Origin of the sequence: Weeksella sp. HMSC059D05 (genome assembly GCF_001809725.1) — a bacterium.
Classification (GTDB): domain Bacteria; phylum Bacteroidota; class Bacteroidia; order Flavobacteriales; family Weeksellaceae; genus Weeksella; species Weeksella virosa.
Genome location: NZ_KV798524.1, coordinates 206,814 through 222,593, shown reverse-complemented (window position 1 = coordinate 222,593; position 15,780 = coordinate 206,814). Strand labels below are relative to the sequence as shown.

The window sequence follows — 15,780 nt, the reverse complement described above, 5'->3', positions numbered from 1 at the left end:
TTTTTTATGATTTTATCGCATAGACTTTGCTCGATTGTCTACGATATCGGCAGCTTCTATCAAACTCTGAATCAAGGTTTGCTCAACTTTATTTTTCAAGCTACGATTCATATTCTCTAGAAGAGAGTCTCCTTTCTGACCTTTTGGTAAAGTTTTCGATTTGGTGATGATATAATAAACACCTTCGTTTCCTTGAATAGCTTTCGAAGAAGTATTTTCTTTGATACCAAATGCAGCTCCAACGACACGCGGCTCGATTCCAACATCTGCTATCACTCCATTTCCAAAATTAACATTTGTAGTTGTTTTTACTGCTCCAAAAGATTTCATAAACGCATTGATACCTCCGTTACCAATTTTTTCGTTTACTGCTTTTGTTATCAACTGTTTCTTTAGGATTGGTTCTACCAATGGTCGAGCAATACTTGCAGGCGCCAAACCTTTGTCGAACTTATCTATCAAATGAACCACAATATAATCACCGTTGGCCGTGGTAAATAAGTTAGTTGCTCCCTTATCTGTTTTCTTACCAAAAGCCCAAGCCAAAATAGCATCATCCTGATCGTTTGGTAAATTCTCTCCAATCATAGTTGCAAAACGTTCTAAACCTTCGGTTTCCTTTGTATCATATCCTTTATTTTTGGCCAAAGTAGTGAAGTCTTTTACCGATTTGTTCTCTACCGATTGTACATACACACGTGCATCATTGAACGCTTTATCCGAAGTTTCTTTTGATGGCTCTATTTTCTTTACCAGATGTGCAAATTGATAACCAGTTTTATTCTTTGCTTCATCTACTCGGATGATATGATACCCAAATTCAGATTCTACCAAATCAATTGTACCAACGGGTTTACTGAAAATAAATGATCTGTATACTGGCGTCAAAGCATTTTGTTGTCCGACCCATCCAATGCTCCCTTTCTGGGTTGCTGAACCTTTATCATCCGAATACTTTTCTGCCAAAGCACCAAACTGTGAAGGGTTTGCTTTTGCTTCTGCCAAATACGTTTCTGCTAATTTTTTGGCTTCTTCTTTACTTCTTTTGACACCTTGAGCGGCAGGGCTTCCGTCGAAAGCAACCAATATATGAGAAGATTTTACCGAATCTTTTATTTCTTTTGTTTTTGATAATTTGAATAATTGGTATGAGTTACCAATTCTGAAAGGCCCTCCTACTTGACCAATGGTGGCAGAATTGATGAATGATTGAGCATCTTCTGGTAACTGAAAGCTTGCTAATTGTTGTTTAGTAAAATAATTCGACATGAAAGGATCATCAGAGTTTTGACTAACATAAATCGAATCATTGTTGGCTTGTGCAAAACTAACAATGGTATCGGTAATATTATTCTCTTTATCGTGTTTTATTTGTGATTGTTTATATCGATTGATCTCAGTTAATACCGCTTGTTCGTCTGCTGCTGTGGCTTTTGCAGGGAAAAAAGTATAAGCCAATTTCACCATCGGCTGAACCTCAAATTGTTTTGGGTGTTTCTTTACATATGCTTTGATGTCTTCATCCGAAACCTTTACATTTAGCTTTTTTTCTAAGGTTCCATAATCAACTTTAGCATAATCGATTGTCGCCATTTCGGCATTGTATGTTTGCTGAATATCTGCTTCTTTTGATGTAACAAGAGTCGTTGCTTTTACATAACTCGAGTATTTTTGTAACATTAACTGAGAACGAATGGCATTGGCTGTGCTCAACCAACCTTGGTACTGTTGCATCATTTCTGGATTCGCCGAAGCTGCTTGTTCTAATTGTGCAATATTGTTTTTGGCTTCATCGCCAGAGCCCATTCCGAAGTTTTGTGCTACGAAATCCCAAAACTCTTCGTCCGAAACTTTCAAACCGATATTGTCTGCAATTTGCTGAACAATCTTAGACGACACTAACGAAGCCCATGTTTGTTGTGCTGCTTGATTTGGCGTTACGTTTTGCCCTTGAGCCTGCAACATATTGGTCGTAAGATTTATTGCATTTTGGTATTCACCTATCCCAATTTTTTCGCCGTTTACGGTACCAACAACACTTGGATCTCCGGCAAAAACTTTACGAATTGCTGAATTCTCACTGAACAAATCACCCGCAATAAATGCCACTAATGCCACACCAATTACAATCATTATAACCCACGGACGTCTACGAATTTCTCCTAAAACTGCCATTTTACAACTTATTTGTTTTGTTTAATAGGTTGCGAAAATACGACAAACCATTGGAATATCAAACAGTTCTCTAACGGATGATAAGAAAATTTCTTTTAAGGTGCTTCTTTTTCATCTATCCACATAAAGCCTCTGTTATTGTAGAGTGTATATCGCTCTAGATCGTCTGTGGACTCTAATCCGTTCTGGGCATGAAGTGAATCGCCTTGCTTTGATATAATGAAAACCTCTTTGGTGGTGTACACCTTTTTCGATATTTTATTCCAAAAAAGATGTTCAGTTTTCAGCGAATCTCCTTTCTCATTGACTACTATGACATTGCCTTTGCCTTCATAAATTTGGGTAGCATCATTCAGTTTGGCCCAATTGGCCTGAAAGTAACCAGGTTTTGCTTTTCCTTTTTCGTAAAAATCTAGATTCAACCCTTTCGGAAATAATGTATACGGTGAATCCAACAAACTATAAATTTCTATTTTTGGAGCGCGCATATCAACCTGTAAACGTCCAGAATCTTTGTGCAAGATATGTGCCTGATAAAGTACACGATCAGGGAAATCTACTTTTTTGGGTGTGCCCAAATTGGATGAACCCCTTTCGCAAGAAAAGAAAAAAATAAAGCTGATTAGAAAACCAACTTTACTTTTGTTATATGTTTTTGGATGGATCAACATGTCTATTAATCAATCACGCGTTTTCTAAACCATATATCATTAAAATCAAAACCTAAACGGAAACCAATGTAATTCTCTTGAACCAATTGATGTTTAGTTGATCCTTTTTTACCGTATTCTAATGCAATATTCAACATCGATGCATCATTGGTTTTTCCTACAGGTAAACCAAACCCTAAGGTTGCTCCATAGTTGTTGATTTGATGATAATTGAGATTGAAATTCCCACGTTCGTAATAAATACCCCCACGGTAAATTACTCGATCTAAATAACTTTTATAACTATTGAAGTTCGGTATATAATATGCACCTAATGCAGCCCTATAACTATCTTTGAACTGTAAATTACTCGTCAAAGATGTGTTGCTTTCATACACCGGATTCGAGTAATCAGACCACATTGCATATTTTATCTCTGCCGCTACATTCCACTTGAGGTCTTTCCCATACGAAGCAGCAAAGCTAAATTCGTTTGGCAATTGTGTTTTTGCATTTTTATTGTGTATGTACGAAATTGTATCCAAGGCAATCATTGTTGGCCCGTTATAATTATATGTGGAAACGTAATACGTGAATTGAGATTTTATTTTTGTCCCTAATGTATACGTTGCCCCTATATTGAGACGATGATTATCGCCAATTCTTTTATTATAGACAGTTCCTATTGCAAATTGATAACCAGAATATGATGTTTTGGTATCATAATCGGTAATTAAACTTCCTCCCTGAACCGAAATTTTTTCATTTTTGTTCTGATCTCCAAACAAGAAATTTGCACGCGCTCCTACCGAAATTTCAGGAGTAACATTATAAGAGTAAAAAGCATGTACCGAATTTATTCCTCCTTCGCCTTGGTATTGTGCATTGAGCGGAGTAGTACTTGTAGAATCTACTTTTATTACATCGAACCCTGTGGTAGAATAAGGCTGGTAACCAAATCCTGCTCTACTTTTTGGTGATACTGGGAAAGCCAGCGAAAGATTAGAAATATAGGCTGTGCCCGATTTCTCTTTGTTCTGATTATATTTGTACTGAGTATCATCGCCTCGTAAACTTATGTTAAACGTCGTCATACGCAACGATTGGTTAGCTGCAGGATTGTAGAAATTAGCACTCTGCCCATACGGATTGAGGTTGAGAGTAGAAATATCTCCCATACCGCCTTGCTCGGTGTTGTTATCAAACAAGCCTTTCCCGATTCCATAAGCTGAATAGGGGGATGTAGAAAGGGTTTGTGCTTGTATTGCAGTAAGGGCAAGTAACGATAAGCTACTGAAAATCCATTTTTTCATAGAACCAATTTTCATCTAAACAGGGTACAAATATGCTAATTAGTTGGCATATGTAAAAATTTTAATACGTAGAAATATTGTTAATAACTCCTCAAAATCCATAGAACATAAGAAATTGCACTAATCAAAGCCTTTAATAATCAATAAATAAAACAAATTTTTGGCACGAAATGATGAAAATTGTTTTGAAAAACAAAAAATCAGCTTATATTTGCAATCGCAATTGAAACTGGTGCCTTAGCTCAGTTGGTAGAGCAAAGGACTGAAAATCCTTGTGTCCCTGGTTCGATTCCTGGAGGCACCACAAAAAAACTTCTCATGAAAAATTTGAGAAGTTTTTTTTATTCCTAGCAAAACTACTGTTATTCCTACCAAAATATACCGTATTTTTACAGATGAGATACACTTCTCTTAATTACTATTTACTATTTAAAAAAATACTATAAAAGCATGTTTACAGGAATCGTAGAGGCAGTCGGTCATGTAAGAAAAATAGAAAAAGAAGAAAAAAATATTCACTTTTGGATTGAAGCTCCCTTTGTAGATGAACTAAAAATTGATCAAAGTGTAGCCCACAATGGCGTATGTCTAACAGTGGTTGATTTTAAAGATAATCTCTATAAAGTTACTGCAATCGACGAGACACTCTCCAAAACTAATCTTGCACGTTGGCAAATTAATGATTTGGTCAACTTAGAACGCTGTATGCCTCTCAACGCTCGCTTAGACGGACACATCGTGCAAGGACATGTAGACCAGATAGGTCAATTAATCAACATAGAAGAGCAACAAGGAAGTTTTCTTTTAACAATTGCCTATGATGAAGAAAAAAGTGGAAATGTTACAGTAGAAAAAGGATCAATCTGTCTCAACGGAATTAGTCTAACAGTTGTAAATAGTAAAATTGGAGAATTTTCAGTAGCAATTATTCCGTACACTTGGGAGTTTACAAACCTACATCAATTGAATCTTGGCGATGAACTAAATCTTGAATTTGATATTGTTGGGAAATACATCAAACGATTAATACCGAATATAAACTAATGAATCAAAATAAAAAGCAGGCATTGAGAACCTCGTTGTCTGTACGCATATTCTTGGGTATGTTTGGCGTAATTTTGGTTATCGCCACCTCTATCCTACTCATTACCTCTAACCACTACAACAAGCAAACCGAACGCTATCATGAAGATTTACTAAAAAGAAAAGAGCAAACCGTTTTGGCACTTATCGATTATGAGATTATTGATAATTCATACGGCGAAAAAAAAGATGATATCCTAAAAATTCTGGAAGATAAAATACTAGGCTTCCAAGATATTAGTAAAATGGATGTCAATATTTATGACCTCCGTGGAAACTTGATTCTTTCTACCCAAGTTTCACAACCGAAATATCTCGTCATACCAGAAAATATCCTAAAAACATTAAATAAAAAAGAGTATTACACCGATTACACTAGTGATAATATCAGAGAAAACAACTTATATTCTACGTTTTCTTACGTTAAGAATATCCAAGGACAACGGATCGGAATCGTCAATTTACCCTATTATACCAACGAATCTTTCCTTCAAGAAGACAAAGAGGCACTATTGCGTTTATACGGCGCAGTTCTATTATTTGTAATTGTGGTAGGAGGTTTGATTTCTTGGCGAATTTCTCGTCAGATAACAAACAGATTACGTGTTTTTGCCGCGAGAATTAGAAAAACCCAAGTCGTAGGAAACAATAAGCCTCTATATTATACGGGGAATGATGAGATAAAAATATTGGTAGACTCGTACAATGAAATGCTTCAGAAACTAAAAGAACAATCGGATCAATTGGCACAAATAGAACGAGAAGAAGCATGGAAAGACTTGGCGAAACAAGTTGCACATGAGGTAAAAAATCCATTGACACCAATGAAATTAATGATCCAAAGTTATATCCGAAAATTTGATCTAAACGATGATCGACTCGAAGAAAAAACACGAAATTTAACAGAAGCATTACTCGATCAGATTGATACAATTTCTACCATTGCAGAAGCCTTTTCGGATTTTGCCAAGATGCCCATCAGAAAAGACGAAACTATAGACATGGTAAAAGTTATAGAAAACACACTTAGCATCTATCCTTCACAATATATACATTTTTCTAGCAGCCATGATGAGATTCTTTATCGTATTGATAAAATTTACCTCAACCGAATAATCACCAACCTTACGAAAAATGCCTTGCAAGCTGTACCTGCCAACGTACAGCCAGAAATTCGTGTAACAATAGAAAAAAAAGTAAATCGATTATTAATAAAAGTTTCGGATAACGGAAACGGAATTCCACCAGAAATGGGTAATAAAATCTTCACCCCAAAATTCACGACCAAAAATAGCGGAATGGGAATTGGACTGCCGATGGTGAAAAAAATCGTCGAAGATTACAACGGTCTGATTCGTTATGTGAGCGAAGAAAGTAAAGGAACCACTTTTATCATAAACTTCCCGATTGATGAATAAAAAACCTCAACCTTTTCGGTTCAAAGAATTTTGCATATATCAAGACCAAACTGCCATGAAAGTTGGTACAGACGGCGTTCTTTTGGGTGCTTGGGCTAGAGTGTCAGATGCAAAAAAAATTTTAGACGTTGGTACCGGAACGGGACTCATCGCACTGATGTTGGCACAGAGAAACCCTACTGCAATGATCGACGCTGTCGAGATTGATGCTTCAGCTTACAAACAAGCCGAAAGAAATGTACAAGAGAGTAAATTCCATGAAAGAGTTTCGGTTATATTCAACGATTTTTCTGCTTTTTCACCTAACCAAAAATACGACTGTATTGTTTCTAACCCACCATATTTCGAAGAAAATAAGCGCATGCAAAACTCCGAAAGAAAAACAGCTCGCCAACAAAACAATCTCACCTTTCATCAATTATGCAAAAAAGCATCCGATTTACTCGAAAAAAATGGACACTTGTGTCTCATCCTACCGTTTTCTTCTTTGGATAATATACGAGAAGTTGCTAAAATTTTCGGTTTATTCTGCAACAAAATTTGCTTTGTAAAAGGACACAATAATTCTCCTGTAATCCGTGTATTATTAGAGTTTAGTTTTGAAGAAGGAACGACAATAACCGAAAATTTGACCATCGAAAAAGACCGACATGTTTACACCGAAGAATATATAGCACTCACCAAAGCATTTTACCTAAAAATGTAAACACCCTGCACATTATTCATTACTTACTGTGCAGGGTGTTTTTTTACCTTTTCGGTAGGATTTTATATAATCGGTCCTCCCGCTAATAATTCTTCACTTGCAAACTCTTCGAATTTCTTGAAGTTTTCTTTAAATTTCCCAGCCAAAATCACTGCATTCTTTTCGTAAGCTTCCGAAGAATCAAAAGAGGTTGCCGGATCTAGTTTTTCTGCATCAACGCCTTCTACTTTTTCTGGAATCTGGAATCCAAAGAAAGGATCCTGACGGAAAGTTGCATTATCCAATTTACCACTCAACGCAGCATTGATTACGGCGCGTGTATCTTTTAAAGACATACGCTTTTTCTGACCATTCCATCCTGTATTGATCAACCAAACATTCACATTACTACTCTCTACTTTTTCGCTCAACATCTTCGCATATTTGGTCGGGTGCAATGGCATAAATGGCGCACCAAAACAGTTAGAAAAAGTTGTCTGAGGTTCGGTAATTCCGGCTTCTGTCCCAGCTACTTTTGATGTGTAACCCGAAATAAACAAATAGGCGGCCTGTTGTGCGTTTAACTTTGCAATCGGAGGGAAAACCCCAAATGCATCGAACGATAAGAAGAAAATATTTTTCGGATTTTTACCTACTGATGGCACCGCTATATTTTCGATATAATCAATCGGATAACTCACCCGCGTATTTTCGGTAATTTCGTCATTGGTATAATCAACCACATTGCTTCCTTCTACAAATTTCACATTTTCTAAAAGAGCTCCTTTTTTGATTGCACCAAAAATTTCAGGCTCTCCTTCGGCCGATAGGTTGATTACTTTAGCATAACATCCTCCCTCGAAATTGAAAACCGTATCATCAGGTGTCCAACCATGCTCGTCATCCCCAATTAAACGACGATTCTTATCGGCTGATAATGTTGTTTTTCCTGTACCCGAAAGTCCAAAAAACAAAGCTGTATCGCCATCATTTCCCGAATTGGCAGAGCAATGCATTGGCAATACATTTTTCTCAACCGGTAAGATGAAATTCAGCGCAGAGAATACCCCCTTTTTCATTTCCCCAGTATAACCAGTTCCTCCGTTAATGATAATTTTACGTTTGAAATTGAGGATAGAAAAATTATGCGATATTGTTCCATCTTCTTCTGGGTTTGCCATAAAAGATGGTGCGTTAACAATTGTCCAATCAGCCTCACCAAAGTTTTGTAATTCTTCCTCGGTTGGTCGGATAAACATATTGTAGATAAACAAGTTTGCTCCTGGAGTTTCGGTGATTGCACGAATTTTTGTTTTGTAACGATCATCTGCACAAGCATACGCATCACGCACATATACTTCTCGGTTACTGAGATGTTTTACGACTTTTTCGTATAAGCGATCAAATTTTTCAGCATCGAATGGAATATTAATTTTCCCATCCCACCAAACTGAATTTTCTGTAATTTCGTCTTTTACGATGAAACGATCCTTAGGCGAGCGGCCGGTGAATTCACCTGTTAACATGTTGATTGCACCCGATGAAGTAACTTCTCCTTGGCCATTACGCACCATTTCTTTCTCTAATTCGTCTGCTGATAATTGGTAGTTTATCTTCGCATTTTCTATTCCGTAAACTGTAAGATCTAAACTCATTCTTTATGTTGTTTTTTTTGGAAATTTTTTCGTAAAAATCAATCCTCAAAGATAAGAATTATTTTTTTATGATTACATTTGACATATATCATTCAGAAAATATGCTAAAAAGGGAGTATTTTATAGAATCTTCTATGCAAGCATAATAAAAATAAATTGGATATTAATAAAAGTTCCTATTTTTGCAAAGAGTTTAAATCAAAAATTAAAAAAAGTAATTATGTCTGACATTACATCAAGAGTAAAAGCAATTATCGTTGATAAGTTAGGTGTTGACGAAAGCGAAGTAACTTTAGAATCAAGCTTCACAAACGATTTAGGAGCCGATTCGTTGGATACTGTTGAGTTGATTATGGAGTTCGAAAAAGAATTTGATATCCAGATTCCAGACGATCAAGCTGAAAAAATTTCAACTGTAGGTCAAGCGGTTAAATATATCGAAGACTTAAACAAGTAATATTCCTTATGGAATTAAAAAGAGTAGTAGTAACAGGTATCGGCGCTCTAACACCAATCGGCAATACTTACCAAGAATACTGGGAAGGGTTGAAGAATGGTGTCAGTGGCGCTGCGCCTATTACGCTTTTTGATGCAACTCTTTTTAAGACACAATTTGCTTGTGAGGTTAAAAACTTCAATATTGAAGATCATTTTGACCGAAAAGAAGCGCGCAAAATTGATCGTTGTGCCCAATTGGGAATTGTAGCTGCAAGAGAAGCTATTGGACATAGCCGCATCTTAGATGATGCAAATGTAAACAAAGAGCGTATCGGCGTGATATGGGGTTCTGGCATTGGCGGTATCAAAACATTTGAAGAAGAGGTATCAAATTTCGCAACAGGAAACGGAATACCACGTTTCAATCCGTTCTTTATCCCTAAGATGATAGCAGATATCACACCTGGTCATATTTCGATGGAATTTGGTCTAATGGGGCCAAACTATACCACAGTATCGGCTTGTGCCTCCTCTACAAATGCAATTATAGATGCTTTTATGCTTTTACGTTTGGGTAAAGCAGACGCCATCGTTACTGGTGGCTCTGAAGCAGCAGTAACAGCGTCGAGCATAGGAGGTTTCAATGCAATGCATGCCCTATCTACAAGAAATGATGATCCGAAAACAGCCTCTAGACCCTTTGACAAAGACCGAGATGGATTTGTAATGGGAGAAGGTGCAGGATGTATCATTCTCGAAGAATACGAACATGCCCTAGCAAGAGGAGCAACCATTTATGCAGAATTAGTAGGTTGTGGAATGACAGCCGACGCACACCACATCACAGCTCCTCACCCAGAAGGAAAAGGAGCCCTCAACGTGATGAAAGCTGCCTTGGAAGATGCAAAAATTAAAGCAGAAGAAATCAACCACATCAATATGCATGGGACTTCTACACCGCTTGGAGATATTGCAGAATCTAAAGCAATCCAAACTTTATTTGGGGATCATGCTTACAATATTCAGATAAATTCGACTAAATCAATGACTGGTCATTTGCTTGGTGGTGCTGGAATTATTGAGGCGATTTCGACTATCGGAGCAATCAATAATAGTTTAGTTCCTCCGACCATAAACCATTTTACGGATGATGAAAATCTAGATCCTCGAATGGATTATACCTTTAACAAAGCAAAAGAGAAAAATGTAGAGTATGCATTGAGTAATACTTTTGGTTTTGGTGGACACAATGCATGTGTTATTTTTAAGAAGTATAAGTAATGTTTTTTCTAAAAAAACTTTTCGGATGGCTTGATAAACCAAACTCGGAAAGTGAAAATCCAGACTTAGTTCAATTTGTCACGCAATTGGTTGGTGTAAAACCGAAAGATATTCGTGTCTACGAGGAAGCATTTACGCATCGGTCTGCACAGCGAAAAGACGACAAAGGACAGAATGTCAATTTCGAACGTTTGGAATTTTTAGGAGATGCATTACTTGGTGCTTCTGCAGCAGTACATTTATACAACAGTGCCCCCGATCGGCAAGAAGGTTATTTGACCAAAATGAGATCGAAAATTGTCTCTCGTAGACAACTCAATGAAGTTTCTAGAAAACTTCATCTTACCGAATTTTTAATTCCTGCCAATAACCTTGCCAATTTGGGCGAAGATGTAAATGGCGATTTATTAGAAGCTTTTGTTGGTGCTATCTACGTTGATCAAGGATTACTGATAACCGAAAAATTTATCACACGATACGTAATTGCACCCTATATTACGGACTTAGAAAAACTAGAACAACGCATTGCAAGCCACAAGAGCCTAATACTAGAATGGAGTCAGAAAACCAAAAATAGTTTACGCTTCAATACCTTCGAAGAACAAAACGCTGAAGATATACAGGTTTTTGTTTCTGTCGTCCGCCTCAATGAAAAAGTAATTTCTAAAGGCAGAGGAACTTCGAAGAAAAAAGCAGAAGAAAACGCTGCCAAACGCGCTTACTATTCACTTCAGAAAAAAATAGTAAATCATGACCGATATCCTTCTTGATGATTTAATTGATTTTCAATTGTTGGGTATCATATCGACCTTTAGCAATCCGTTCCAATTGGTGTATCATCTCAATGTAGAGCAACATACCCAATTTACACGAACCAATGATTTAGACATCTACATCAACGATGAATTATTGGTCTATTATCCAACTTTTTTATGGGAAGATCCCTTACAACAAAGATCCTATCATTTGATAAAAAACCTACCGTTGCCAGAATTCAACTCCGACACCAAAGACATGAACAAGTTGTTTGATATGGCACCATATTTACTACCTCAACATAAAAATTATAACTATATCTTAAAAATTAATGGTTGGGAATTTAATGCACATACTGTACATTTGCCTTTTGGTCTAAGTCACGCTATACAAAATATTGTACAATTCGATTTAACCCAAATTAAAACTCTTGACCGCTTGATTTTTTAAAATACAAAAAAATGAATGCAAACAAATACCTAAAAAAGACAAAAATTGTCGCAACTTTAGGACCAGCAACCGACTCGAAAGAAATTTTATTAGACATGATGACCAAAGGTGTGGATGTTTTCCGCATCAACTTTTCGCATGCAGAATACGACGAAGTGAAAAAAAAGATAGAAACCATACATCAACTCAACGATGAACATGGTTTCAACACTGCAGTATTAGCCGATTTACAAGGTCCTAAATTGCGAATCGGGAAAATGGAGCACGAAGATTTTGTGATTAATCCGGGCGATATTTTGACGTTTACCAACGAAAAAGTAATCGGCAATGCAGAAAAAGTATACATGACCTATCCCAAGTTTGCGCAAGATGTGCAGATAGGAGAAAATATTTTGATTGATGATGGAAAATTGATTTTTACGGTCATCGAAACCAACGGAGTGGATACTGTAAAAGCAAAAACAATCCAAGGTGGACCATTACGCTCTAAAAAAGGTGTAAATCTTCCCAACACAAAAATTTCTTTACCTGCTCTGACAGAAAAAGACAAAGAAGATGCGCTTTTTGCTATCGAAAATAGAGTCGATTGGTTTGCTCTTTCGTTTGTTCGATCGGCACAAGATGTAGAAGATCTAAAAGCCTTTATCAGAGAAAACTCGAATCTAAAAATCCCGATTATTAGTAAAATAGAAAAGCCAGAAGCACTCCAAAATATAGATGATATTCTGAAAGTTTCTGATGGATTGATGGTTGCTCGTGGAGATTTGGGCGTTGAAGTTCCTTTTGAAGAAGTTCCTAGAGAACAAAAGCGCTTGATAGACAAATCGAAATTGGCTCGTAAACCTGTTATTGTTGCTACCCAAATGATGGAATCTATGATTAGCAGCCTTACACCAACACGCGCAGAGGTAAGTGACGTAGCAAATGCTGTTTTTGATGGTGCTGATGCGGTAATGCTATCGGGCGAAACTTCTGTTGGTAAATATCCTGTTCAGGTGATTGAGAAAATGACCAAAATACTTCAGACTGTAGAAGACGATGAACATATTAATATCCCAGAACATCAACCCAAAATCCAGAACGAACGCTTTGTAACAGACATCGTTTGTTACAATGCAGCAAAGATGGTAGAACAAACCAATGCCAAAGTAATTGCAACCTTGACCTATTCGGGATACACGGCGTTCCAGATTTCCTCTCATCGTCCGTTATCGTATATTCTAGTGTTTAACCCTAGTAAGCGAATCAACCGAATGCTGAATTTACTTTGGGGTGTAAAAGCAATTAATTATGATCCACGAGATACAAGCACCGACCAAACAGTGATCGAAGTCAACACCATTGCTATTGAGCGTGGATTCGTAAAATATGGCGAGTACATTATTAATCTAAATGCGATGCCAGCCTTCGAAAAAGGAATTACCAATACCGTTCGTTTAACGACTGCGTAATCTCCTTTTCTATAGTAAAAGACAAATCCTTGAACGAAAATAGTTTAAGGATTTTTTGTTTTGGTAGGATATAAAGAATCCCGTGAATATTATTTGAATAAAGCAACGAATCCCTTAAATTTGTGCGTATAAAGAAAGAAAAAAATGATTGAGCAAATAAAAAAACACATCCAAGAAGTTTTGGCTTATCAGACCCAAGACACTGCCGAAATAGAAGCATTTAGAATAAAATATTTAGGAAAAAAAGGAATTCTAAATGATTTGTTTGCTCAATTCAAAAATGTCCCCAATGATCAGAAAAAAGAGTTTGGCCAAGTTATCAATGAACTAAAAAATGCTGCAAACCAAAAAGTAAACGACCTCAAGGAAACTTTGCAAAACGAGCAAGACACAGCATTAACTATGGACCTTACTAGACCTGGCGAACCTTTCCCGATGGGTTCTCGTCATCCTATCAATATCGTGAAAAATAGAATTATTTCTATTTTCGAGCGTATTGGCTTCACCTTGTCTGAAGGGCCAGAAATAGAAGATGATTGGCACAACTTTACGGCACTTAATTTACCACAACACCACCCTGCTCGTGATATGCAAGACACTTTCTTTATAGAAAAAAATCCGGATTGGGTTTTGCGTACGCACACATCATCGGTACAGATAAGACATTTAGAAAACAACCGTCCGCCACTAAGATTTTTATCTCCAGGTAGGGTGTACCGGAATGAAGCTATTTCGTCGCGTTCGCATATGATGTTTCACCAAATAGAAGGTTTGTACATCGATAAAGATGTTTCTTTTGCAGATTTACGTCAAACTTTGAGTTATTTTACACAAGAACTTTTTGGGAAAAGTGAAATTAGACTTCGCCCTTCTTTCTTTCCGTTCACCGAGCCTTCTGCAGAAGTAGATGTATATTGGGGCTTAGAAACAGAAGCTGATTACCGTATGACCAAAGGAACGGGTTGGCTAGAAATTATGGGTTGCGGAATGGTGGATCCTAACGTATTGAAAAATGTAAACATTGATCCTGAAGAGTTTTCGGGATATGCATTTGGAATGGGGATTGAGCGAATTGCCCTTCTGCTTTACCAGATTGGAGATATCCGTTTGTATACTGAAAATGATATCCGCTTTTTGGAGCAATTCAAAGCTGAATTATTCTAAAAAAACTACGTTACAATACATAAAAAGAATGGTTGAACAAATGTTCGTCCATTCTTTTTTCTATACTTCAATAGAACTTTATTTCTACAGTAATTTTTGATAGAAATAAAACGAATGATTGCTAAATAATTCTGGATAATAAATCTTTCCTAAATCTTGTAAAATAAGATCTGGACGAACAACTCCCGTTTCGAAATAATCACTCCCTCCGTTGGAGTTTGCTTTTCGATTGGTATTGTATACATTTTTTGTTTTATAAGCATCGAACCAAGTATATTGATTTCGTGCGGCTTTCATCTGGTCTAAGTTTTGAAAATCACTTACATTTAACCAGATTGTTGCTCTTTTGGCTCGCTTATAAACCTGCTCGAAACTGGCATTAATAGACAAAACATCGCCATCATTTGCCCATAAATAATTAGCGTTGGCATCTGCCAAAAGTTTTGCTTGCAAGGTTTCTTTACCAGGTAAATACCAAACATCACCGTACATGGTGTTTACAAAAGTCGTGTGTTTGTTTGCTTTAGCGTTTGCTATTTTCGTTTTTGTGTTTTCGTAGTTTTCACGGATTTCGGAGAATCTTTTTTGTGCCAATTCTTCTTTACCAACCAAAAGACCGAAAAGTTTCAAGTACTCTACTCGTCCGATAGGCGAAGTTTCTTTGTAATCATCGATCAAAAGTACATCTATTCCACTCTGCTGTAGGACAGAAAGAGCTTTGGTGTGGCTCGGGTTCGAAGAGGCGATAATCAAATCGGGCTTGGCTTCTAATATTTTTTCTACCAACAACTCGCTTGCGTTGCCAAATTCTAAGATTTTGTTTGCTTGTATTTTGGTTCGTATGGCTGGTTGATAAATAAAGTTAGCATCTGTAACTCCGATAAGTTTGTCTAAAGCGTCTAACTCTTTTAGAAACCCAACACTAGCGGTTTGGGTAACGACAATTCTCTTATAAGGAAATTTGGTTAGAGGGAAAGCTTGTTTTTGTCCATCGATCCATATTTCTATTTGTTGATCTGTTTTTTGATAATTGAGATAAGCAGCGTACGATAATTGAGGCTGAGAAGAAGGTTTTTCTGCTTTTTTACAGGTAAAATAGGAGAAACTTAGTAGCAAACAGAGAATCCAAGTTTGTATTTTCATTTTTATAATCAATTTAATTATTTGGTTTACAAAGGTTAAGAAAATATTTTGAATTTTTATTACAAATCATTTGTTTTATTAGATAAATGTACCTTATATTTGCAATCCAAAACGATAA

The 15,780-nt window shown here is 36.7% G+C and carries 14 protein-coding genes and 1 tRNA gene; 10 read left to right on the top strand and 5 right to left on the bottom strand.

The genetic code is table 11. The features are described from left to right. Nucleotides 1-12: 12 nt before the first annotated feature. The 3 genes from HMPREF2660_RS03665 to HMPREF2660_RS03655 all read right to left on the bottom strand — a co-directional run bounded on the left by HMPREF2660_RS03665 (nt 13) and on the right by HMPREF2660_RS03655 (nt 4,138). The gene (locus HMPREF2660_RS03665; RefSeq protein WP_070485648.1) at nt 13-2,175 is read right to left on the bottom strand and encodes a SurA N-terminal domain-containing protein; all 2,163 of its coding nucleotides are present in this window, start codon (nt 2,173-2,175) and stop codon (nt 13-15) included. A gap of 95 nt (nt 2,176-2,270) precedes the next feature. Next, nucleotides 2,271-2,753, bottom strand: a complete 483-nt coding sequence (lptC, locus tag HMPREF2660_RS03660; RefSeq protein WP_232013423.1) for an LPS export ABC transporter periplasmic protein LptC — start codon at nt 2,751-2,753, stop codon at nt 2,271-2,273. A 98-nt stretch (nt 2,754-2,851) separates the two neighbouring features. After that, on the bottom strand, nt 2,852-4,138 hold the full coding sequence (locus HMPREF2660_RS03655; protein ID WP_070485777.1) for a BamG family beta-barrel-assembly machinery protein: 1,287 nt from the start codon (nt 4,136-4,138) through the stop codon (nt 2,852-2,854). A 231-nt stretch (nt 4,139-4,369) separates the two neighbouring features. Between HMPREF2660_RS03655 and HMPREF2660_RS03650 the strand changes: the two genes are divergently transcribed. The 4 genes from HMPREF2660_RS03650 (at nt 4,370) to HMPREF2660_RS03635 (ending at nt 7,345) form a co-directional block, all read left to right on the top strand. Next, nucleotides 4,370-4,442: transfer RNA gene (locus tag HMPREF2660_RS03650), tRNA-Phe, on the top strand. A gap of 146 nt (nt 4,443-4,588) precedes the next feature. Next, nucleotides 4,589-5,182 (top strand): riboflavin synthase, encoded by a 594-nt coding sequence (locus tag HMPREF2660_RS03645; RefSeq protein ID WP_013598175.1) that lies wholly within the window; start codon nt 4,589-4,591, stop codon nt 5,180-5,182. Next, nucleotides 5,182-6,639: a sensor histidine kinase gene (locus tag HMPREF2660_RS03640; RefSeq protein WP_070485647.1), complete on the top strand. Its 1,458-nt coding sequence runs from the start codon at nt 5,182-5,184 to the stop codon at nt 6,637-6,639. The genes HMPREF2660_RS03645 and HMPREF2660_RS03640 overlap by 1 nt, the downstream gene beginning before the upstream one ends. Then, nucleotides 6,632-7,345, top strand: a complete 714-nt coding sequence (locus HMPREF2660_RS03635) for a tRNA1(Val) (adenine(37)-N6)-methyltransferase (protein ID WP_013598173.1) — start codon at nt 6,632-6,634, stop codon at nt 7,343-7,345. Before HMPREF2660_RS03640 ends, HMPREF2660_RS03635 begins: the two co-directional genes overlap by 8 nt. A 62-nt stretch (nt 7,346-7,407) precedes the next feature. Here the strand turns inward: HMPREF2660_RS03635 and pckA are convergent, their stop codons facing one another. Beyond that, nucleotides 7,408-8,979: a phosphoenolpyruvate carboxykinase (ATP) gene (pckA, locus tag HMPREF2660_RS03630; RefSeq protein ID WP_070485646.1), complete on the bottom strand. Its 1,572-nt coding sequence runs from the start codon at nt 8,977-8,979 to the stop codon at nt 7,408-7,410. Between the two features lie 220 nt (nt 8,980-9,199). On the opposite strand from pckA, the gene HMPREF2660_RS03625 reads away from it, so the two are divergent. From HMPREF2660_RS03625 to pheS, 6 genes are all read left to right on the top strand, one after another. Further along, on the top strand, nt 9,200-9,436 hold the full coding sequence (locus HMPREF2660_RS03625) for an acyl carrier protein (protein ID WP_013598171.1): 237 nt from the start codon (nt 9,200-9,202) through the stop codon (nt 9,434-9,436). A gap of 8 nt (nt 9,437-9,444) precedes the next feature. Then, nucleotides 9,445-10,698, top strand: a complete 1,254-nt coding sequence (gene fabF / locus HMPREF2660_RS03620; protein ID WP_013598170.1) for a beta-ketoacyl-ACP synthase II — start codon at nt 9,445-9,447, stop codon at nt 10,696-10,698. Further along, complete coding sequence (gene rnc / locus HMPREF2660_RS03615) at nt 10,698-11,468, top strand: ribonuclease III (RefSeq protein ID WP_070485645.1); 771 nt, start codon at nt 10,698-10,700, stop codon at nt 11,466-11,468. Before fabF ends, rnc begins: the two co-directional genes overlap by 1 nt. Next, complete coding sequence (locus tag HMPREF2660_RS03610; RefSeq protein ID WP_070485644.1) at nt 11,449-11,904, top strand: IPExxxVDY family protein; 456 nt, start codon at nt 11,449-11,451, stop codon at nt 11,902-11,904. The genes rnc and HMPREF2660_RS03610 overlap by 20 nt, the downstream gene beginning before the upstream one ends. Nucleotides 11,905-11,915: 11 nt before the next feature. Beyond that, nucleotides 11,916-13,355, top strand: a complete 1,440-nt coding sequence (gene pyk, locus HMPREF2660_RS03605; protein ID WP_013598167.1) for a pyruvate kinase — start codon at nt 11,916-11,918, stop codon at nt 13,353-13,355. Between the two features lie 144 nt (nt 13,356-13,499). Further along, entirely contained in the window at nt 13,500-14,519 is a 1,020-nt protein-coding gene (gene pheS / locus HMPREF2660_RS03600; protein ID WP_070485643.1) for a phenylalanine--tRNA ligase subunit alpha, read from the top strand. A gap of 84 nt (nt 14,520-14,603) precedes the next feature. Here the strand turns inward: pheS and HMPREF2660_RS03595 are convergent, their stop codons facing one another. Beyond that, nucleotides 14,604-15,662, bottom strand: coding sequence for an ABC transporter substrate-binding protein (locus tag HMPREF2660_RS03595; protein WP_070485642.1), 1,059 nt, complete (start codon nt 15,660-15,662; stop codon nt 14,604-14,606). Nucleotides 15,663-15,780: the final 118 nt, after the last annotated feature.